This window comes from Shewanella sp. FJAT-52076, from assembly GCF_019457455.1.
In the GTDB taxonomy this organism is placed as follows: Bacteria; Pseudomonadota; Gammaproteobacteria; order Enterobacterales; family Shewanellaceae; genus Shewanella; species Shewanella zhangzhouensis.
Genome location: NZ_CP080415.1, coordinates 1951639 through 1972587, shown reverse-complemented (window position 1 = coordinate 1972587; position 20949 = coordinate 1951639). Strand labels below are relative to the sequence as shown.

General features: G+C 54.0%; 21 protein-coding genes. 10 read left to right on the top strand and 11 right to left on the bottom strand.

Annotated features, from left to right (window positions below):
* Positions 1-133: 133 nt before the first annotated feature.
* The 5 genes from can (at position 134) to K0H79_RS08450 (ending at position 4259) form a co-directional block, all read left to right on the top strand.
* A complete protein-coding gene (can, locus tag K0H79_RS08470; RefSeq protein ID WP_220067621.1) occupies positions 134-751 on the top strand; it encodes a carbonate dehydratase in 618 nt (205 codons plus the stop codon).
* A gap of 144 nt (positions 752-895) precedes the next feature.
* On the top strand, positions 896-2083 hold the full coding sequence (kdnA, locus tag K0H79_RS08465; RefSeq protein WP_220077942.1) for an 8-amino-3,8-dideoxy-alpha-D-manno-octulosonate transaminase KdnA: 1188 nt from the start codon (positions 896-898) through the stop codon (positions 2081-2083).
* A gap of 19 nt (positions 2084-2102) precedes the next feature.
* Positions 2103-3173 carry a 3-deoxy-alpha-D-manno-octulosonate 8-oxidase KdnB gene (gene kdnB / locus K0H79_RS08460; protein WP_011759754.1) on the top strand — a complete coding sequence of 357 codons (1071 nt, stop codon included), beginning with the start codon at positions 2103-2105 and terminating at the stop codon, positions 3171-3173.
* 55 nt (positions 3174-3228) lie between these two features.
* Positions 3229-3966 (top strand): 8-amino-3,8-dideoxy-manno-octulosonate cytidylyltransferase KdsB, encoded by a 738-nt coding sequence (gene kdsB / locus K0H79_RS08455; protein WP_220067619.1) that lies wholly within the window; start codon positions 3229-3231, stop codon positions 3964-3966.
* A gap of 14 nt (positions 3967-3980) precedes the next feature.
* A complete protein-coding gene (locus K0H79_RS08450) occupies positions 3981-4259 on the top strand; it encodes a DUF2897 family protein (protein WP_220078126.1) in 279 nt (92 codons plus the stop codon).
* 433 nt (positions 4260-4692) lie between these two features.
* Here K0H79_RS08450 and K0H79_RS08445 read toward each other — a convergent pair whose 3' ends face one another.
* From K0H79_RS08445 to hutH, 5 genes are all read right to left on the bottom strand, one after another.
* Positions 4693-5040 carry a 4-oxalocrotonate tautomerase family protein gene (locus K0H79_RS08445; RefSeq protein ID WP_220077941.1) on the bottom strand — a complete coding sequence of 116 codons (348 nt, stop codon included), beginning with the start codon at positions 5038-5040 and terminating at the stop codon, positions 4693-4695.
* A 164-nt stretch (positions 5041-5204) separates the two neighbouring features.
* On the bottom strand, positions 5205-6050 hold the full coding sequence (locus K0H79_RS08440) for a trypsin-like serine protease (protein ID WP_220077940.1): 846 nt from the start codon (positions 6048-6050) through the stop codon (positions 5205-5207).
* A gap of 56 nt (positions 6051-6106) precedes the next feature.
* Entirely contained in the window at positions 6107-6277 is a 171-nt protein-coding gene (locus tag K0H79_RS08435) for a hypothetical protein (RefSeq protein WP_220077939.1), read from the bottom strand.
* 389 nt (positions 6278-6666) lie between these two features.
* Positions 6667-8679, bottom strand: coding sequence for a urocanate hydratase (locus tag K0H79_RS08430; RefSeq protein WP_220077938.1), 2013 nt, complete (start codon positions 8677-8679; stop codon positions 6667-6669).
* Between the two features lie 15 nt (positions 8680-8694).
* On the bottom strand, positions 8695-10188 hold the full coding sequence (gene hutH, locus K0H79_RS08425) for a histidine ammonia-lyase (RefSeq protein WP_220077937.1): 1494 nt from the start codon (positions 10186-10188) through the stop codon (positions 8695-8697).
* A gap of 210 nt (positions 10189-10398) precedes the next feature.
* Here hutH and K0H79_RS08420 point away from each other — a divergent pair, with 210 nt between their 5' ends.
* Positions 10399-11289 (top strand): LysR family transcriptional regulator, encoded by an 891-nt coding sequence (locus K0H79_RS08420; RefSeq protein WP_203326890.1) that lies wholly within the window; start codon positions 10399-10401, stop codon positions 11287-11289.
* A gap of 76 nt (positions 11290-11365) precedes the next feature.
* Here the strand turns inward: K0H79_RS08420 and K0H79_RS08415 are convergent, their stop codons facing one another.
* Positions 11366-11794, bottom strand: coding sequence for an Lrp/AsnC family transcriptional regulator (locus K0H79_RS08415; RefSeq protein ID WP_203326889.1), 429 nt, complete (start codon positions 11792-11794; stop codon positions 11366-11368).
* 153 nt (positions 11795-11947) lie between these two features.
* Between K0H79_RS08415 and K0H79_RS08410 the strand changes: the two genes are divergently transcribed.
* From K0H79_RS08410 to K0H79_RS08395, 4 genes are all read left to right on the top strand, one after another.
* Complete coding sequence (locus K0H79_RS08410) at positions 11948-13165, top strand: aspartate aminotransferase family protein (protein ID WP_220077936.1); 1218 nt, start codon at positions 11948-11950, stop codon at positions 13163-13165.
* A 77-nt stretch (positions 13166-13242) separates the two neighbouring features.
* Complete coding sequence (gene astA, locus K0H79_RS08405; RefSeq protein WP_203326887.1) at positions 13243-14289, top strand: arginine N-succinyltransferase; 1047 nt, start codon at positions 13243-13245, stop codon at positions 14287-14289.
* 8 nt (positions 14290-14297) lie between these two features.
* Entirely contained in the window at positions 14298-15773 is a 1476-nt protein-coding gene (gene astD / locus K0H79_RS08400; RefSeq protein ID WP_258405501.1) for a succinylglutamate-semialdehyde dehydrogenase, read from the top strand.
* A gap of 29 nt (positions 15774-15802) precedes the next feature.
* The gene (locus tag K0H79_RS08395; RefSeq protein ID WP_203326886.1) at positions 15803-16606 is read left to right on the top strand and encodes a DUF1338 domain-containing protein; all 804 of its coding nucleotides are present in this window, start codon (positions 15803-15805) and stop codon (positions 16604-16606) included.
* A 129-nt stretch (positions 16607-16735) separates the two neighbouring features.
* Here K0H79_RS08395 and K0H79_RS08390 read toward each other — a convergent pair whose 3' ends face one another.
* Genes K0H79_RS08390 through K0H79_RS08370 form a run of 5 tightly spaced genes read right to left on the bottom strand, consistent with a single transcriptional unit; the run spans position 16736 to position 20771 of the window.
* Positions 16736-17323, bottom strand: coding sequence for a cytochrome c3 family protein (locus K0H79_RS08390; RefSeq protein WP_220077935.1), 588 nt, complete (start codon positions 17321-17323; stop codon positions 16736-16738).
* An 8-nt stretch (positions 17324-17331) separates the two neighbouring features.
* Positions 17332-17805 carry a nitrate reductase cytochrome c-type subunit gene (locus K0H79_RS08385; RefSeq protein ID WP_220067595.1) on the bottom strand — a complete coding sequence of 158 codons (474 nt, stop codon included), beginning with the start codon at positions 17803-17805 and terminating at the stop codon, positions 17332-17334.
* Positions 17806-17816: 11 nt separating this feature from the next.
* Positions 17817-20306 carry a nitrate reductase catalytic subunit NapA gene (gene napA / locus K0H79_RS08380; RefSeq protein ID WP_220078124.1) on the bottom strand — a complete coding sequence of 830 codons (2490 nt, stop codon included), beginning with the start codon at positions 20304-20306 and terminating at the stop codon, positions 17817-17819.
* Positions 20307-20308: 2 nt separating this feature from the next.
* Positions 20309-20566 (bottom strand): chaperone NapD, encoded by a 258-nt coding sequence (locus tag K0H79_RS08375; RefSeq protein WP_220067594.1) that lies wholly within the window; start codon positions 20564-20566, stop codon positions 20309-20311.
* A gap of 43 nt (positions 20567-20609) precedes the next feature.
* The gene (locus tag K0H79_RS08370; protein WP_220067593.1) at positions 20610-20771 is read right to left on the bottom strand and encodes a periplasmic nitrate reductase, NapE protein; all 162 of its coding nucleotides are present in this window, start codon (positions 20769-20771) and stop codon (positions 20610-20612) included.
* Positions 20772-20949: the final 178 nt, after the last annotated feature.

Below are 20949 nucleotides of genomic sequence, written 5' to 3'. Positions count from 1 at the left end.
TCCGGATGGGGCCTGTTTTTTATCGGATGATCAGTATTTTCGTTTGGATCACAGCTTTTTAAGATGGATTGACCAGCCACGGGAAATTTTCCTGATACACTAGCGCCGAATTTCGCCAAATTACGACGACAAGATGAAACTACTCAAACCCTTGTTCGACAATAACCGTCGATGGGCACAACGCATCCAGCAGGAAAATCCGGGCTTTTTCGAAACCCTGGCCAAGCAGCAAAACCCCGAATACCTGTGGATTGGTTGCTCCGATAGCCGGGTCCCCTCCAATCAAATCATTGACTTGCTGCCGGGCGAAGTATTTGTTCACCGTAATATCGCCAATATGGTCATCCACACCGACCTCAACTGCCTGTCGGTGCTTCAATACGCTGTGGACGTACTGCAGGTGAAACACATTATGGTGGTGGGCCATTACGGCTGCGGCGGCGTGCGTGCCGCCATGGGCAGCGCACGCCTTGGCCTTATCGACAACTGGCTCGGTCACCTTCGCGATATTCATCGCCTGCATAACGACGAGCTGGCAAATCTTGATGATCAGGCTCGCTTTGACCGCCTGTGCGAACTCAACGTGATTGAGCAGGTGGCCAATGTCAGCGAGTCCAACATAGTTCAGGAAGCCTGGGCCCGGGGGCAGGAAGTCGCCATCCACGGTTGGATATACGGCATCACCAACGGCCTGCTCACCGACCTGGATGTCACCGTCGACCGAGAGACCTTTCTTGGCCTGAAAGGCTAACTAAATCAACAGGCAGCCAGCGCGCTGCCTTTTTTGATTTTTTTCGCCCTCCCCATCGCTATCACCTTGCCAACACAGGTATAATCTTCGGGTTTTTTCATTGCGCCAAAGGCGCCATGTGTAGAATTTAGGAGAATCACTTCCATGCCCGGTTTTGAAATTTTTGGTCCTGAAGAAAAGCAGGAAGTCGCAGATGTTATGGAGCACGGCTTTACCTTCCGTTACAACTTCGATGGCATGCGCAATGACCGTTGGAAAAGCCGCGACTTCGAAGCGCTCTTATGTGAGAAGCTGAATGTCAAACACGCTCACCTGCTCTCCAGCGGTACCTGTGCCCTCACCACCGCGCTGATGGCGGCTGGCATTGGTGCCGGTGATGAAGTGATTGTGCCTCCCTTTACCTTTGTGGCCTCAGTTGAAGCCATCATGATGGCGGGCGCCGTGCCAGTATTCGCCGAAATCGACGAGACCCTGTGTCTGTCACCCGAAGGCATCCGCGCCGCCATTACCCCTCGCACCAAGGCCGTTAACTTTGTGCACATGTGTGGTTCTATGGGCCACATGGCTGAAATCAAGGCCATCTGTGACGAACACGGCATTGTGCTGCTGGAAGATGCCTGTCAGGCCATCGGCGGCAGCTATCATGGCCAGGCACTGGGTACCATCGGTCAGGTGGGTTGTTATTCTTTCGACTCAGTGAAAACCATTTCCTGTGGTGAAGGCGGCGCCGTGGTAACCAACGACGAAACCATCTACAACCACAGCCACATGTTCTCTGATCACGGCCACGACCATATCGGTAACGACAGAGGCGCAGAGAAGCACCCAATCATGGGCCTGAACTTCCGCATCAGCGAAATGAACGCCGCCCTGGGCCTGGCGCAGCTGCGTAAACTCGACACCATCCTCGACATTCAGCGTAAAAACAAAAAGCTGATTAAAGATGCCATGGCCGAGATTGCCGACGTCAGCTTCCGCGTCATTCCTGATCCAGAGGGCGACAACGCGGGCTTCCTGTCGTTTCTGCTGCCCACTGAAGCGCGCGCGCAGGAAATCAGCAAGGCCCTGGCGGCCAACGGCGTTGATGGCTGCTTCTACTGGTATGTGAACAACTGGCACTACCTGAAGAACTGGGACCACATTCAAAACCTGAGTGCCCCGGCTGCCCTGCCCATCACCCTGGTGGCCGACAAGCCTGACTACACCCAGATTTCGGTACCCAAATCTGACGCTATTATGAGCCGCACCATTTCCATGCTCATCAAGCTCAGCTGGACTGAAGAACAGATCCAGGAACGTATTGCCAACATCAAGAAGGCCTTTGCCCAATAATAGACGGGAGTCTTTTGCAATGAAGTTCAGAAATTTCAAAGCTGTACCTAAGATGATCTTCGGTCGCGGTGCATTTAACCAGCTCGACGAAGTACTGGCCGCCGAGCGTAAGAACGATGACGATTTCGTGGTGTTTCTGGTGGACGATGTGCACCAGGGCAAACCATTGGAAAGCCGTATCCCAGTCAAGCCACAAGACAAGCTGATTTGGGTAAACGTTGATGACGAGCCTTCTACCGAGCAGGTAGATGCCCTCACCGAAGAAGTACAGGCCTTCAACAGCAAGCTGCCTGTGAGCGTCGTGGGCCTGGGCGGCGGTTCTACCATGGATTTGGCCAAGGCCGTATCCCTGATGCTGACCAACCCAGGTGGCTCTGCCATGTATCAGGGTTGGGATCTGATTAAGGTGGCTGCCGTACATCATATCGGTATTCCAACCATTTCCGGTACTGGCGCCGAGGCCTCCCGCACCGCCGTGCTGTGTGGCCCTGAGCGTAAGCTGGGTCTGAACTCAGACTTCACCGTATTCGACCAGATCATTATGGATCCTGAGCTTATCGCCGGTGTGCCTGTTGATCAGTGGTTCTACACAGGTATGGACTGCTACATCCACTGCATCGAGTCGCTGGAAGGCACTTACCTGAACGAATACTCCAAGGCCTTCGGTGAGAAATCACTGGAGCTGTGCCGTCAGGTGTACCTGGACGACCACCCGGAAAAAGACGACAAGCTGATGATGGCCTCTTACATGGGCGGCATGTCCATCGCTTACAGCCAGGTGGGTGCCTGTCACGCCCTGTCTTATGGCCTCGGTTACGTGCTGGGCTACCATCACGGTATCGGCAACTGTATCGCCTTTAACGTGCTGGAAGAGTTCTACCCAGAGGGCGTTGCCGAATTCCGCACCATGATGGAAAAGCACAACATCACCTTGCCAAAAGACATCTGCAAAGATTTGCCAGATGAAACCATTGCTCGTATGGTTAAAGTGGCCAAGAGCCTCGGCCCACTGTGGCACAACGTGTACGGCGACGGTTGGGAAGAAAAAGTGACCGACGAGATGCTGACCAAGCTGTACCGTCGCATCTAGTCTTGTTTCCGGGCTCCTTCGGGAGCCCGCTTTGTTAGAGTCCAGGAATTTTTCGATGAACGTGACCCTGCTGATCCCTGCCCGCTACGGCTCCAGCCGTTTTCCCGGCAAGCCATTGGCTCCCATCAATGGTAAACCCATGATCCAGCACGTCTATGAGCGTGCGGCACTGGCGAAGGGATTGAATGCCATCTACGTGGCCACGGACGATGAACGTATTAAAGCTGCCGTTGAATCCTTTGGCGGCAAAGTGGTAATGACGGGTGCCGATGCTGCATCGGGTACCGACCGTATCGAAGACGCCATCACCCAGCTGGGTTTGGCCGACGATGATTTGGTGATTAACCTTCAGGGCGATCAGCCCCTGATTGACCCTATCTCCATCGAGCAGATTGTTGAGCTGTTCCGCCGCCATCCCGGCGAGTTTGAAATGGCCACCCTGGGTTACCAGATAAGCGACAAGGCCGAGCTTGACGATCCCAAGCACGTGAAGATGGTGTTCGACAACGACATGTATGCGCTCTACTTCTCCCGTGCCCGCATTCCTTTCGGCCGTGACGTAAGCGAATACCCTGTGTACAAGCATTTGGGTGTGTATGCTTACACCCGCCGTTTTGTCCACACCTTCAACAGCCTGCCCCTGGGACGCCTGGAAGATCTTGAAAAGCTCGAGCAGCTGCGTGCCCTCGAATACGGGCACCGGATTAAAGTCGCCATCAGCGCCTTCGACTCACCGGAAGTGGATACCCCAGAGGACATCCGCCGCTGTGAAAATCGTCTGAAGGTAGACTGATGAACGCGTCCGGCATGTCAAATCTGGAAGTCTGGCTCATCATCCTGCTGGTGATTGGGGTGATTTTTTCAAACATCGCCGTACTCAAGTACAGCGCCAAGTTTAAAATGCCCCAGTTTGGCGCCCCCAAAAAGCCGATGGATAACAAATCCAAGGTTACTGCAGATAGCACGGGTGACGATTCAGCCGCATCTGGGGCTGATACCAAATCCGCCAACGCTTCGGCCAATGCTGCAGCCAAAAGTACGCCAAAAGCCGACAGCCAAACGCCGCCAGAGAGCAAACCCGATTAAGCTGGGGTTGCTTTGCCATGCCAATATAAGGCCAATAAAAAACGCCCCGTTCATGGGGCGTTTTTGTTCTCTCTTACTCCAACCAGTCTCACCTACACCGCTGCTTGTTGCGCCGGGAGATAACTGCACGGTAGAACAAACGCCCTGCCAGATAAGCTGATAGAACCAAACATGGAAACGGGGCAAAGGCTGTTGCCAGCCTCATCACAAATACATGCACAGGGCCCGGAAGACAGTAATGGGCACCACCAGGATCACAGCCAGTAAAGCGGGAAATACACCGATGACTAAGCCAAATGCTGGACTGGTGTCATCCCCTTGTGCGTTAACGCCTTCTACAACGCCGAGGAAAACGAGAGAAACAGCAACAGGCTGCCCAGCGCTATTGAAAAAGTGCCTTCCAGAACGCCTTTTCAGACGATTGAAGTCAGCTTCAAAACCCCACATAACGGCTTTCACCAAGACTAGTGCGCCTATACCGTGTGTTGATAATGACTAAGGTCCATCGAGGCTGAAAAGACGTAAAGCGGCTGAGGTTTAACGCGGCTGATGTATAGAGCAAGCTTAGGCGCAGTAATGATTCAGTCTGCTGTTTCTTCCACTCGTCAGTGAGCATTCCCGAAAAGCCCCAATTTTCTTCTTCAATCTCCTGGATCACGATATGTGTGTGCTCAGGCTTTTTACCCAGCACGCGAACCAGAGAATCAGTTACCTCTTTAACCAGTTCAACCTTCTGCTGCCGGGTGGCGCCTTTGGTGATTTGAATATTAACGTAGGGCATCTTAGCTCCAGAGATTGAATATAACTATGATCGACTGCGGATGTAGATGATAAAGTATCAGCTAACACCTTATTCATAGCCGAAAGCGCGTTAACTTAAATGGGGAACGGATGAGCGAAAATCAGGGGGCACGTCTTTGAACGTGCTTATTTGAGCAATACATATCATTGCACTTCTAATGAGGCGCATAGTTCGTCCATGTTTTTTGACTTCATGCTGTCCTGAAGAAAAGGACTTTGAGTGGTAATACTTTTTCGTGCCGAATCGTCATTTGCTGAAAACACTTGATGTATCCAATCTCGATAAGAAGTAACACGGGTGTAAAGCTCAGTAACGCCATATTCACCAACGTCATAAAACCATGAGTCTACCCGTGAGCTAATGCCGAGTAACACATACTTATCTCCGTCTCTAATATATGCTGGCCCTCCACTATCTCCATTACCAGAAACACCTTCCAGTGATTCTCCTTTAGAGCCTTTTTCGAACTTGAAAACAAGGTCCGTATCTGTAGTGCCAATAATCTTATTCTGAGCCTTTCTTAGTTTGCCATTATTTTCTTTATAGCTAACTGTCTGTCCTTTTAAACCTGTTCCTGTTCCACCGACTCCGATGAACCAGGTCACAGCACCTTTTTCAGTATTTCCATCATATAATTCAGCGGGCTCAATACCTTTAATCTCAGAATCCAGTTTAATCAGAGCTATATCGTGCTCACCTCCCAACTGATAATCAGGGTGACTATATCGATTAGCCACGGACACTATCTCGTCTCCGATTTTAATTTTCTGGCCGGGATTCATGCAAAAAACAGCATGAGCAGCCGTTAAAACCCATTCGGGATGGATAAGAGTCCCGTGAACACCTATATTATATAGCGTCGCCAGTGGCGGAAAGTCAGATGGTGCAGCGTAATAATTGTCGTCGGGAACATCATGGCGAATGACAATTGCATTGGCCATCGGTGTAGCAAGACCCATTGATAAAATTATAAATTTAAAAAAATTCAAGTGATTTCCTTTCCTAGGTTGCTATGCCGTTTTACTATGGGCGCAGGACTGGCTTGTTATGTTTTTTTACACTCAAAACCCTCAGAGTCAACGTTGGCAATTTTATCTTTAGAGCCGCATTCAGCTAAGGCCATTTCCATGTGACGACTTTCATTATAACTTCCTGCAATTGTCCCAAGCCCTACTAACACAGCAAAGACGATAAGAACTTTTTTAAAGTTAGACATAAACATTTCCTTAATATTAATTACCTTATGCCGGTCAGCAGTAAAAAATGAGTTAACCCTTACGGGATGAAACAATGAAATGGCATGGCTACCGCAGGGGCGAAGTGAGTACATCGTCCATAATTACCCTCTGAGACATCCTGTTAAACCGCATCTTCTCAGAATCGACTCATGTTATGCAAGTGTTATAAATCAAGTCGTTAACCATCCATCTATGCTCAAACTGCCTACACACCCAGATGGTGTTTGGTGTTATCCGATGTTTTACGTTCAGTGCACGGCCCAATAAAAAACGCCCCGCAGGGCGTTTTTTATTCGCTGTGAGCGTGAGCTTGCCGGGTAACCACTCAGCGCTCACTGTCGCGTGTGTGCTACAGCCTCAACCGGGCTTAAAACTCAAGCCCATTGATGATGTCGTCGTCTACCAGATTGGCCAGGGTCACCTTAAGCTTGGGCGTACGGGCCATTTCGCGTTTGATGGCAAAATTGGCTTCTTCGTTGCGGGCCCAGCTGCGACGGGCAATGCCGTTATTCACATCGAACAGCAGCATCGATTTTAAGCGGCGCTCGGCGGCCTCGCTGCCATCGAGCAGCATGCCGAAGCCACCGTTGATCACTTCGCCCCAACCTACCCCGCCGCCGTTATGGATGGATACCCAGGTGGCGCCGCGGAAGCTGTCGCCAATCACGTTATGAATGGCCATATCGGCAGTAAAGCGGCTGCCATCGTAGATGTTGGAGGTTTCGCGGAATGGCGAATCGGTACCGCTCACGTCGTGGTGGTCACGGCCGAGCACCACAGGGCCGATTTCGCCGCGATTGATGGCATCGTTAAAGGCCTTGGCGATTTCCATCCGGCCTTCGGCGTCGGCATAGAGAATACGCGCCTGTGAACCGACCACCAGCTTGTTTTCTTTGGCGTCTTTAATCCAGGTGATGTTGTCCTGCATCTGCTGCTGAATTTCTTCAGGTGACTGGGCCATCAGGCGCTCCAGCACCTCGGCGGCAATGGCGTCGGTACGGTCGAGATCGGCACTGTTGCCCGAAGTGCACACCCAGCGGAACGGGCCAAAGCCATAGTCGAAACACATGGGGCCCAGAATGTCCTGCACGTAGGATGGGTATTTGAAGTCGATGCCATTGGCTGCCATCACATCACCACCGGCGCGGGAAGCTTCAAGCAGGAAGGCGTTGCCATAATCGAAGAAGTAGGTGCCTTTGGCGGTATGGCGGTTAATGGCCTCGGCGTGGCGCTTGAGAGTGGCCTGCACCTTGGCTTTAAACAGCTCAGGCTCTTCCCGGATGAGGCGGTTGGACTCATCGAAGCTTACATCCACCGGATAGTAGCCGCCGGACCAGGGATTGTGCAGAGATGTTTGATCTGAGCCAAGGTGAACAAAAATATCATGCTCGTCAAAGGCTTCCCATACGTTTACCACGTTGCCGATAAAGGCAATGGATACCACTTCTTCATTGGCCTGAGCCTGTTTTACCCGCTCAACCAGCGCTGGCATGTTGTCGATAAGCTCATCCACCCAGCCTTGCTCGTGGCGCTTGGTGGCGGCCTTGGAATTCACCTCGGCACATACGGTGATACAGCCGGCAATGTTCCCCGCCTTGGGCTGAGCACCGCTCATGCCACCAAGACCGGCGGTCAGGAAAATCTTGCCCTTGGGGCTATCGCCCTTTTCCAGCACCTTGCGGAAACCGTTCATTACCGTGATGGTGGTGCCGTGCACAATGCCCTGGGGGCCGATGTACATAAAGGAGCCAGCGGTCATCTGGCCGTATTGGGTCACACCCAGCGCGTTGAAGCGCTCCCAGTCGTCAGGCTTGGAGTAATTGGGGATCATCATGCCGTTGGTTACCACTACCCGCGGCGCATCGACCGAGGATGGGAACAGCCCCATGGGGTGGCCCGAGTAGAGGTGCAGGGTCTGATCCGCTTCCATCTCGCTTAAGTACTTCATGGTCAGACGATACTGGGCCCAGTTCTGGAACACAGCACCGTTGCCGCCGTAGGTAATCAGCTCTTCAGGGTGCTGGGCCACGGCCGGATCCAGGTTGTTGTCAACCATCAGCATGATGGCGGCCGCCTGCTCGCATTTGGCCGGATAATCGGAAATGGCGCGGGCCTTCATGGCGTATTCAGGCTTGAAGCGGTACATGTAGATACGGCCAAAGTCATTGAGTTCTTTGGCAAACTCTACCGCCAGCTCCTGGTGCCACTCGGCGGGAAAATAACGCAGCGCGTTACGCACCGCCAGCTGTTTTTCGGCCGGGGTGAGAATGTCTTTGCGCTTGGGCGCACGGTTGGCCCCTTCCGGATAGGGCTTTGGCGCAGGCAGCTCGCTTGGGATCCCCTGCTGGATTTGTGCCTGGAAAGTCATCTGAGTATCCATTCTGTGGTGCCTCCCTCAGTTCACAATAAAGGCCTGGGCTTTCACCAGGGCGATGATGGCGTCGATATCGGGCTTGAGCAATCTGTCTTCTTCAAGCTTGGCCACTTTAGCGCGAATAAGAGCATGGTTTTGCTCAATAATGTCAGAGCAGCGGTTGGGGCGGCGGAAATCAATGGCCTGCGCGGCATACATAAGCTCAATGGCGAAGATTTTCTCAAGGTTACCCAAGATCTGATTGAGCTTACGGCCGGAGATACTGCCCATGGACACATGGTCTTCCTGGCCCATGGAGGTAGGCACGCTGTCGGCCGATGGCGGGAAGCACAGGGATTTGTTTTCGGTAACCAGCGCTGCGGTCACGTACTGGGGGATCATCATGCCGGAGTTAAGGCCACCGGAGGTGGTCAAAAGGCGCGGTAGACCGTGCAGGCCTTCCAGCAGCAAATAGCAGCGTCGATCGGCAATGTTACCGAGCTCAGCCGCGGCAATGGAGGTGTAATCCAGCACCATGGCCAGAGGCTGGCCGTGGAAACCGCCACCGGAAATGGCTTCTTCGCTGCTGATGACAATCGGGTTGTCGGTCACCGAGTTCATCTCGATTTCGGCCAGTTCCTTCAAATGATTGAAGGCATTGCGTGAGGCGCCGTGTACCTGAGGAATACAGCGCAGTGAATATGGGTCCTGCACCCGATCGCAATCTTCGTGGGAGGCCATGTTCTCGGAGCCCTCGAAGAACTTGCGCATACGGGCGGCCACTTCGATATTGCCGGCAAAGGGGCGGATTTCGTGCAGCTCGGCGCGAAACGGCGACTGACTGCCCTGCATGCCTTCAATGCTCATGGCACCGGCCATATCCGCCAAATCAAGCAGATACGCCATCTTGGTCAGCGCGGTAATGGCGTGGGACAAAATAAACTGGGTGCCGTTAATGAGCGCCAGGCCTTCTTTGGCATGCAGCTCAAGCGGTGCAAGGCCATTGGCCTTCAGGGCTTCGGCGGCAGAAATGGCGCCATCGCCATGCCAGAACTCACCTTCGCCAATCAGCGGCAAAAAGAGGTGCGATAAAGGGGCGAGATCGCCTGAGGCGCCCACAGAGCCCTGCTCCGGCACCACAGGAATGAGGTCGAGGGCGAGAAAGGCCAACATGCGCTCAACTACTTCCAGGCGAATACCGGAGAAGCCCTGGCTCAGGGCGTGCACCTTGGTGATGAGCATCAGCCTGGAGATGGACTTGGCAATCGGTTCGCCCACGCCCACCGCATGGGTGATCAGCAGGTTTTTCTGCAGAAGATGGGTTTCGGCGGGTGAAATTTGGGTGTCGCACAGGGGGCCAAAGCCCGTGTTAATGCCGTAAATGGCCTTGTCGGATGCGGCCATCACATCCACGTTATGACGGCTGGCGTTGATCTTGTCGATGGCTTGCTGACACAGCTCGGCCTGGATACTGCCGTTGGCAATGCCGTTTACGATTTCGAGAGTGAGATGGTCGACACCATATCTAAAACGCATCTTAGGCTCCTAACAATTTGTTTTATATTTTTATTTGTGGGTAAAACCCGTGGTTTACCCCTATTGCCCCCATGCTAGCTTGCCGATGAAGTTTTATAAATGCACAATAACCGTAACTCATTCCGGAATTATCGAACTATTATGTGGGGTGTTTGTTACCATTCAAACCACTACATGGGTTCGATACACAGCCACCACAGGAAAGCATAAGTGCAGGTTCATGACGTCGATTTAAAGCTGCTGAGGATATTTGTGGCCATTGTGGAGTGCGGCGGCCTGTCGGCGGCTGAGTCGCGGCTCAATATTGGCCGCTCCACCATCAGCGCTCACCTGTCGGATTTGGAAGTGCGTCTGGGCATTAAGCTGTGTAAGCGTGGCCGCAGCGGCTTTGAGCTCACTGAGTCTGGCCGGGTAACCTATCAGGCGTCGTTGGAGCTGCTGCAGCACTGCGACGCCTTCGCATCCACTGTGGCCAGTGCCAAGCAGGAGCTGGCGGGCCGGGCCAGCATTGCGGTGATTGACACCCTGGTGAGCGATCCCCGCTGTGACATTGCCGGTGTGATTGCGGCGCTCAAGGCCAAGAGCAGCCATATCCAGTTTGATATCAACGTGTGTGAGGCGCGGGAGGTGGAAACCTCGGTGGTCAATGGCCGCTCTTTGGTGGGGATTGGGGTAAGCCGTCATCATTTGCGCGGGCTCGACTATCACCCGCTCCATAACGAGACCAACTACTTATATTGCGGTGTGGGTCATCCACTGTTTGATTGCCACCCAGACAAGGTGCCTGCACTGCTGCAAAACGCCGAGGTTATCACCAGTAACTATATGCGCGACAAAGAAATGCGTAACGATGACCTTAACTATCAAAACACCGCCACCGCCTACCACGATGAAGGCATTGCCCATCTTATTCTGTCGGGCAAATTTATCGGCTACCTGCCGGAGCACTACGCCAGCCACTGGGTGGACAAGGGGCTGTTCAAAGCCATTTTGCCGGAGAAATACTCCTACCAAATCCCTGTGGTGCTTATCACCTCAAAAAGCATCGCCACGACTCCGCTGGCAACGGCGCTGATTGATGAGATAAAACGCCGCCATTAATCGATGGCCAAAATAGCCAGCCGAATCAGAGTACTCAGTAGCTAAACAACTCAATCGTCCAGGTAGAGAACCGCCATCAACGCTTGAACTTGGTTTCCAGAATAACCGACGAGGTGGTGCGCTCTACCCCATCAAGATTACCAATATCATCCAGCAGGTGACTGAGCTGCTCTGTGGTTTGCGCCTGCACCACGGCAATCAGGTCGTACTCACCGCTGATAGCGTACAACTCACTTATCATGTGCATCTTCTTTAATTCCACATTGGTCTTGGTGGTGAATTTCTGCTTCACCTTAATCGCCACATGGGCCGACACCAGATGGCTGGTATAAGCCTCACCCAGCTCTACGCCGTAGCCTTTTATCACGCCGGTTTGCTCCAGCCGGGCGATGCGGGTCTGCACGGTCGAGCGGGATAAATCCAGCGCACGGGCCAAGTCCGATACGCTGATGCGGGCATTGTTTTTCAGCAGCGCCAACAGACGCTCGTCCTCTTTGCTTATCATTTTGATAAATCATTCCGTTATTTTGCAAATTTAGCCGGACATATTGTTAATAACGCTGCTGCAAATTGCAACTTCTGCTCAATATAATACAGGGATAACTAAAGAAAGGGCCTTGAGTCCTACTATAAAACAATACAAAAACAGAGGCTTTGCATGCATATCAACAGAAGTTTATTCGATGAAGTGATGGTTCCCAACTACGCGCCATCTCCTATCATTCCGGTAAAGGGCCTTGGGTCACGCCTGTGGGATCAGGATGGTCGTGAGTTTATTGATTTCGCCGGTGGCATTGCCGTTAACTGCCTGGGCCATTGCCATCCTGCGCTGGTCTCTGCCCTGACTGAACAGGCACAAAAAGTGTGGCACCTGTCCAACACCATGACCAACGAGCCTGCACTGATGCTGGCCAAAAAACTCGTCGATAACACCTTCGCCGAGAAGGTGTACTTTGCCAACTCAGGCGCCGAAGCCAACGAAGCCGCCCTTAAACTGGTACGCCGCGTGGCACTGAACAGGTTTGGTGCGGAAAAATCACAAATAATCGCCTTCAAACAAGGCTTCCACGGCCGCACCCTGTTTACCGTATCCGTGGGTGGTCAGCCTGCCTACTCCGATGGCTTTGGCCCCAAGCCTGCCGATATCGACCATGCCGAATACAATAACCTTGAAAGCTTGAAGGCGCTGATTTCCGACCGCACCTGCGCCGTGGTACTTGAGCCACTGCAGGGTGAAGGCGGCATCATTAATCCAACCCCGGAATTCATCAAGGGCGTGCGCGAACTCTGTGACCAGCACAATGCCCTGCTGGTATTCGATGAAGTACAAACCGGCGTGGGCCGTACCGGGGAGCTCTATGCCTATATGGGCCTGGGCGTAACCCCGGATGTGCTGACCACAGCCAAAGCCCTTGGCGGCGGTTTCCCCATTGGCGCCATGCTGACCACCACTGAACTGGCCAAGCATCTGGTGGTGGGCACCCACGGCAGCACTTACGGCGGTAACCCGCTGGCCTGTGCCGTCGGTCTGGCGGCCTTCAACACGGTGAACACGCCTGAAGTACTCAATGGCGTGAAAGCCCGCGAGCAGCTGTTCCGTGATGGCCTCAATGCCATCAACGACAAGTACAAGGTCTTCACCGAAGTACGTGGCAAGGGCTTGCTTCTGGGCGCTGCGCTCAATGCCGACTATGCCGGCAAAGCCCGCGACTTTATGCTGGCCGCCGCCGAAGAAGGTGTGCTCTTGCTGATGGCCGGTCAAAACGTGGTGCGTTTCGCCCCTTCTCTTATCATCCCTGAGGCAGACGTTCGGGAAGGCCTGGCGCGTTTCGACGCCGCCATCGCCAAATTGGTAGCCAGGCTTAACGCCGGTTAAGCCCCTGAGGCACTTGTGCGAACAGGCGATGGGCACTGAGTCCCTTCGCCTTCCACACTGACCAAGAGAACCGAATTATGTTACTTATCCGTCCTATACAGGCTTCGGACTTCCCTGCGCTGATGACCATGGCGCGGGAATCCGGTGCAGGCTTTACCTCCCTGCCCCTGTGCGAACGAAAACTGACCCAAAAAATCGCCCATTCTGAAGCAAGTTTTAACGCTGATATCGATGAGCCCGGCGAGCAGGGTTACCTGTTTGTACTGGAAGACACAGACACAGGCGAAATCCTTGGCGCCTCGGGCATCGAGGCCTCGGTCGGCCTTGGCAGCCCGCTGTACCATTTCCATAAAAGCACTGTGGTGCACCAGTGTAAGGAGCTGGATATTTTCAATCCGGTGGAAGTCCTGACCCTGGGGAACGATTACACCGGCGTGACCGAAATCTGCACCCTGTTTTTGCGCGAGCCTTACCGGGTGGGCCTTAATGGCCGCTTCCTGTCCAAGGTGCGCTTTATGTACATGGCCGAGCACCCCAGGCGGTTTGCCAAGCTGGTGATTGCCGAAATGCGCGGGGCCGCCGATGAAAACGGTCAGCCACCCTTCTGGGGCTGGCTGCGGGAAACCTTCTTTAATATGGAGTTTTCCAAGGCCGATTACCTGATTGGCGTGGGCAACAAGGGCTTTATTGCCGACCTGATGCCCCGCTACCCCATCTATGTGGATCTGTTGCCAAAAGCCGCCCGGGATACCATAGGCCAGGTGCATGAAAACACAGTTCCTGCCCTTAAGCTTTTGGAAAACGAAGGCTTTATGCATCGCGGCTACGTTGACCTGTTCGATGCCGGCCCCACGGTGGAAGCCCAGCTTAAGCAAATCAAGTCGGTGCGCCAGAGCCACAGGGTCAAGGTGGTGATAAGCCAAAACCCTGCCGAGCATAAAGGCGAGTTTCACCTGGCGGTGTGCAACTGCGACAGCAAGGAATTCCGCGCCACCGTCAGCGACGAATGTCGTCTGGATACAGAAACACACAGCATATTGATGAGCCCGGCTATGGCCGATGTGCTCAATGTCGCCGAGGGCGATTTGGTGCGGTACCTGAATCTCGACAAGGGGGCCAAATGAGCTCAGTTATGAAAAATCCATCAAGCTGCCAGTTTATTGGTGGGCAGTGGCAGACAGGCCACGGCAAGGGCTTCGAGTCCATTAATCCGGCCAATGGTGAGGTTATCTGGTGTGGTAATGGCGCAAATGCCGAGCAGGTCGATGCCGCCGTTAAGGCTGCCCGCAGTGCATTTTACAACTGGTCAGCCATGCCACTGGCAGAACGCCTGGCCATAGTGGAAGCCTTTGGCGCACAGCTTGGTGAAAACAGCGAAGCCATGGCGCGCCTTATCGCTGAAGAAACCGGCAAGGCCCTGTGGGAGAGCCGCACCGAAGTGGCTGCCATGACAGGCAAAATTGCCATTTCCATTAAGGCTCATGCTGAGCGCACCGGCACAGTGGAAAACCCCATGCCGGGTGCCCGCGCTTTTATCCGCCACAAACCACACGGCGTGGTGGCGGTATTTGGCCCCTATAACTTCCCGGGCCACCTGCCCAACGGCCATATAGTGCCTGCTCTCATTGCCGGAAATGCAGTGCTGTTCAAGCCGTCAGAACTGACCCCAAAAGTGGCACAGTTCACGGTAGCGCTGTGGCAAAAGGCAGGCTTGCCCGCCGGTGTGATTAACCTGTTGCAGGGTGAAGTGGAAACCGGCAAGGCGCTGGCGGGTCATCCTGGTATCGACGGTCTCTTCTTTACCGGCAGCTCCAATACAGGCCACCTGCTGCATCAGCAGTACGCCGGCCAGCCGGGGAAAATTCTGGCATTGGAAATGGGCGGCAATAACCCGCTTATCGTCAAAGATGTCGTCAATGTGGATGCTGCGGTACACGACATCATCCAATCGGCCTTTATCTCCAGCGGTCAGCGCTGCACCTGCGCCAGACGTCTTTTCATCAAGAAAGACGCCAACGGCGATGCCATTCTGGCCAAGCTGATTGAGGCCAGTCGTCAAATCCGCGTAGACGAGCCCTTTGCCGACAACCAGCCCTTTTACGGTGCCATGATAAGCGCTAAAGCGGCAGCGGCCATGGTGAAGGCGCAGGCCGACATCCAGTCTCTGGGCGGCATCTCACTGCTTGAGCTAAAGCAACCTGATCCGGCGCTGGGTTTCGTTACACCCGGTATTATTGATGTCACCCACGCCAGGGCGCTGCCGGACGAAGAGCACTTTGGCCCCCTGCTTAAAGTCTATCGCTACGATAACTTCGATGCCGCCATCGAGGAAGCCAACAACACCGCCTTTGGCCTGTCGGCCGGGCTGCTGGCCGATAACGAAACGGATTATGCGCACTTTTTCAGCCGTATCCGTGCGGGCATCGTCAACTGGAACAAGCCCATCACGGGCGCGTCCAGTGCCGCACCTTTTGGCGGTATTGGCGCCAGCGGTAACCACAGGGCCAGCGCCTACTACGCGGCCGATTACTGCGCCTACCCTGTCTCCTCAGTGGAAGCCAGCAGCGTCAGCCTGCCAGCCAATCTGAGCCCAGGTCTCAGTATTTAACACCCTACTTTTTTATCAGGACTAGTAATATGCACACCCAGATTAATGAACTCTTCTCCAACCTTTGGCAGGACTATGTGTCGGTTACGCCCTCTGCACAGAAAATTCATGCCCTGCTTGGCTCGACCCAGCAGGATGATGTGCAAAACGACCATATCGCCCTGCGCACCTTCAATATCGAGAAGATTAACCTGGAAAAACTGGCTGCTCACTTTCTGGCACTGGGCTATGTGGAGTGCGGCGAGTACCACTTCGAAACCAAGAAGCTTTATGCCAAGCACTTCGAGCATCCGGATGCCACTCAGCCCAAGGTGTTTATCTCTGAGCTGCTTTTGGAAAAATGCTCCCCTGAGTTGCAGGCCATAGTGCACAAGCTGGTCGAGCAAATCGATGTGGCCGCCGTCACTGCCGATAACTTCCTGTATTCAGGTCGTCACTGGAGCATCGACCAGGCCACCTACGAAACCCTGCTCAAAGAAAGCGAGTACGCCGCCTGGGTTTCTGTGTGGGGTTTCCGTGCAAACCACTTCACCGTCTCGGTGAACGCCCTGAAAAACTACGAAACCCTGGCCTCTGTCAACGAAGCCCTTAAAGCCGCCGGTTTTGTGCTCAATACCTCTGGTGGCGAAATCAAAGGCAGCGAAGAAGTGAAGCTCAAGCAGTCTTCAACCCTCGCCGATGAAGCTGTGGTGGAATTCACCGATGGCAAGCGCATGGTGCCAAGCTGCTTTTATGAGTTTGCCCGCCGCTTCCCACTGGAAGATGGCCGCCTGTATCCAGGCTTTGTTGCCGCCTCGGCTGACAAGATTTTTGAGAGCACCAACGCTCGCTAAGCCCTGGTCTGTTTGAAAAAAGCCCGGTCAATTGGCCGGGCTTTTTACTGTTGACGCTGTCGATGGCGCTTTCAAAAGGGATAAAAAAAACCGTGGCAAGCCACGGTTTTTTGGTTTACTGAGAGACTGTTACCAGCCTTTGACTCCGGACATATCGGGCAGGTGGTGTGCAATCCCTTTGTGACAGTCGATACAGGTCTTTTCGCCGCTGGCCAGTGAGGTGGAGTGCATTTGCGCTGCCCTCGGCGACTGGCGGGTAAAGTCCATGTAGTCGAAGTTGTGGCAGTTACGGCACTCCAGCGAATCGTTAGCCTTCAAACGTGCCCACTCGTGCTCTGCCAGCTCACGGCGCTTGGCCTCGAACTTCTCACGGGTGTTGATGGTCCCAAACACCTTACCCCACACCTCTTTCGATGCCTGCATCTTACGGGCAATCTTATCGGTCCAGTTGTGGGGCACGTGGCAATCTGGACAGGTTGCACGCACACCGCTTCGGTTGGTGAAGTGGATGGTCGTCTTGAGCTCTTCATAGACGTTGTTTTCCATTTCGTGACAACCGATACAGAAGGCTTCCTGGTTGGTGGCTTCAAGGGCGGTGTTAAAGCCACCCCAGAAGATAATACCGGCCACAAAGCCCCCGAGGGTCAGGAAACCAAGGCTGTAATGCACACTGGGCTTCCTGAGGGTTTGCCATACTTTTTTAAGCTTTTCCCACATAGTGACTCCTAGTGTTTAGCCTTGACCTGATCCGCCTTGAGCAGGTGATCAATGTCAATAAACTCGTTGTCAACCAGTGGCTTGGCATCCAGCTGAGGCACATGGCACTGCACGCAGAAGTAACGGCGTGGTGACAGATCCGCCAGGAAGTTGTTATCCCTGTCCATGTAGTGAGTCACGCTGACCATGGGCGCCTGAGACTCACCGGTACGGGTACGGGCGTGGCACGACATACACTTGTTCACTTTCAGATCCAGCTGATAGCCATCAATCTTGTGGGGAATGACGGGTGGCTGCATCGGATAGTTACGGGCCTGCTTTACGTCTTTGTTCATCACCTGCTGCATGGCTGGCGGTGTCACTTCCACATCCAGCGGCGCCTGACGCAGAGTAGCGATTTTCTCATCTGTGACTGTGCTGGCGTTGGCCAGACAGGCGAAGGCGACCAGAGCAAGCGCAGAGAGTGTTTTCATTGTTTTCATGGTTTGTCTCCTCAAGCCTTCAACACTTTGACAGCACACTTCTTGAAGTCGGTCTGTTTGGACAGGGGATCTGTCGCATCCAGGGTGACCTTGTTGATGAGCTGACTGGCATCGAACCAGGGAACAAACACCAGGCCTTTTGGCGGCTTGTTACGGCCACGGGTCTCAACCCGGGTGAGAATTTCACCGCGACGGGACACGACCTTGACCTCATCGCCGCGGCGCAAGCCACGGGCCTTGGCATCGTCGGGGTGCATAAAGCACACCGCATCCGGGAAGGCACGATAGAGCTCGGGTACACGCTGGGTCATGGAGCCTGAGTGCCAGTGTTCAAGCACACGGCCGGTTGAGAGCCACATGTCGTATTCGGCATCGGGGGACTCTGCAGGCGGCTCGTATGGCAGCGCAAAAATCACCGCTTTGCCATCTGGCTTACCGTAGAACTCAAAGCCCTTGCCTGGTTTGACATATGGATCTGAGCCTTCGCGGTAGCGCCACAGGGTTTCTTTGCCGTCCACCACAGGCCAGCGCAGACCATGGGCTTCGTGGTACATATCAAAGGGCGCCAAATCGTGTCCGTGACCACGGCCAAACTCGGCATACTCTTCAAACAGGCCCTTCTGCACGTAGAAACCAAAGTACTCGGCTTCATCGTTGGCGTACTTGGCATCGCGATCCGCCAGCGGGAACTTGTCTACGTTGCCATTTTTGTACAGCACGTCATACAGGGTCTTGCCCTTGTAGGCGGGGTTGGCATCCAGCACCTCTTTTGGCCAGACTTCGTCGGTGGTAAAGCGCTTGGAGAACTCCATCAGCTGCCACAAATCTGAACGTGATTCGCCCGGTGCTTTCACCAACTGATGCCAGAACTGGGTACGACGCTCGGCGTTACCGTAGGCACCCTCTTTTTCAACCCACATGGCGGTAGGCAGAATAAGGTCAGCCGCCTGGGTGGTCACGGTTGGGTAGGCATCCGACACCACGATGAAGTTGGCAGGGTTACGGTAACCGGGCAACGTCTCTTCCATCATGTTGGGCGCAGCCTGCATGTTGTTGTTTACCTGTACCCAATAGACGTTGATGTCACCATCTTTGAGGCGGCGGTTTTGCTCAACCGCGTGGTAGCCGGGCTTGGGTGGAATAATGCCCGCAGGGATTTTCCAGATGCCCTCGGCAATGGCGCGGTGCTTGGGATTGGCAACCACCATGTCGGCAGGCAGGCGGTGGGCAAAGGTACCCACTTCACGGGCTGTACCGCAGGCTGAGGGCTGGCCGGTCAGCGAGAATGGGCTGTTACCGGGAGTAGAGATCTTGCCCGTGAGCAGGTGGATGTTGTAAATCAGGTTGTTACACCACACGCCGCGGGTATGCTGGTTGACACCCATGGTCCAGAAGGAGGTGACCTTGGTGTTGGGATCGGCATACAACTTGGCAAGTTCCACCAGTTTGTCTTCGGCAACGCCGGACATCTGGGCCGTTTTCTCCAGTGTGTACTCAGACACAAAGGCCTTGAAGGCATCGAAATCGATGGGGGTCGAATCCCCTGCCGTGGCAACGTTTTTCGCCTTTTGCTGCAATGGATGGGTCGGACGCAGACCGTAACCAATGTCAGTCACACCCTGACGGAAGTTCACATGCTTCTTGATGAAGTCATGGTTCACCATGTCGTTTTGGATGATGTAGTTGGCGATAAAGTTGAGAATGGCCAGATCGGTTTGTGGTGTGAAGACCACAGGCAAGTCGGCAAGTTCAAAGGAGCGGTGCTCAAAGGTAGACAGCACGGCAACTTTAACGTGGGGCGCGCTCAGGCGACGGTCGGTCACGCGGCTCCACAGAATGGGGTGCATTTCGGCCATGTTGGAGCCCCACAGCACGAAGGCGTCGGCGGCTTCCATATCGTTGTAACAGCCCATGGGCTCATCCATGCCGAAGGTGCGCATAAAGCCCACTACGGCAGAGGCCATACAGTGACGGGCATTGGGGTCGATGTTGTTGGAGCCGAAGCCGGCTTTCATCAGCTTGGAGGCGGCATAGCCTTCCCATACTGTCCACTGGCCCGAACCGAACATACCAATGGCAGTTGGGCCCTTGGCTTTGATGGTGGCTTTCCACTTTTCGGCCATCACATCGAAGGCTTTATCCCAGCTGATGGGGGTGAATTCGCCATGTTTGTCGTATTGGCCATTGGTCATGCGCAGCATCGGCGTTTGCAGGCGGTCTTTACCGTACATGATTTTGGAAAGGAAGTAGCCCTTGATGCAGTTGAGGCCACGGTTTACTTCGCTGTTGGCATCGCCGTGGGTTGCCACTACGCGACCTTCACGGGTAGCTACCATCACTGAGCAGCCGGTACCGCAGAAGCGGCAAGGCGCCTTATTCCAGTCCAGCTTGGTTTGCTCTGAGCTGGTGATGAGATTACTTGCCGAAGTCGGCAAGGCCAGCCCGGCCACACCGGCCGCTGCCAGCGCGGCATTGGCCTTCATAAATTCACGTCTGTTCATTTTCATTGCTCATCCTCTTCCAGCACTTCGCTCTGGTGATAAACCATGGTGGCCGACATCACACCCGGGAGGGCGTTAATGGCTTCAATTCCGGCCAGCAATTCTTTCTGGGAGTTGCCCTCCAGTACCACCACCAACTTGACCTCGTTATTCACCGACAACTCGGCACCGGGCATTTGCAGAATTTGCCCGCGGACTTCGGCCATTTTTTCCGGTAGCACCTGAACAATCAGGCTCGAAACGTGGAGTTCATTGCTCATAGGACATTCCAGTAATATTGAAAAATTCTGTTTGGACCCGGGTTCAACCCGCCCCCGGTGGGCCGGTGAATATCTGGCTTAACCAAATGGCGAACCCCAGAGCAGACACCAGGCCTACTGCCAGGAGCGGCGCCAAAAATACGGTCAGAAAGACAAAGATCTTCAGCTCCAGACGCTTTTCATCTTGTTTGGGATCGGAACTCATGTTTCCTCCATCGGCCTCGGGCATTGCCCAATGTTGGCTGCATCGTTAATTCAACTTCAGTCAGTTAGCGCAGCTTCTCTTTCGTTTTTGATCATACGCGTTCAATGTTAACGAGCTGTATACCCCGAAATCGGTAAACAGAATGCCACTTGATCCAGATCATCTATTTCCGTGTATT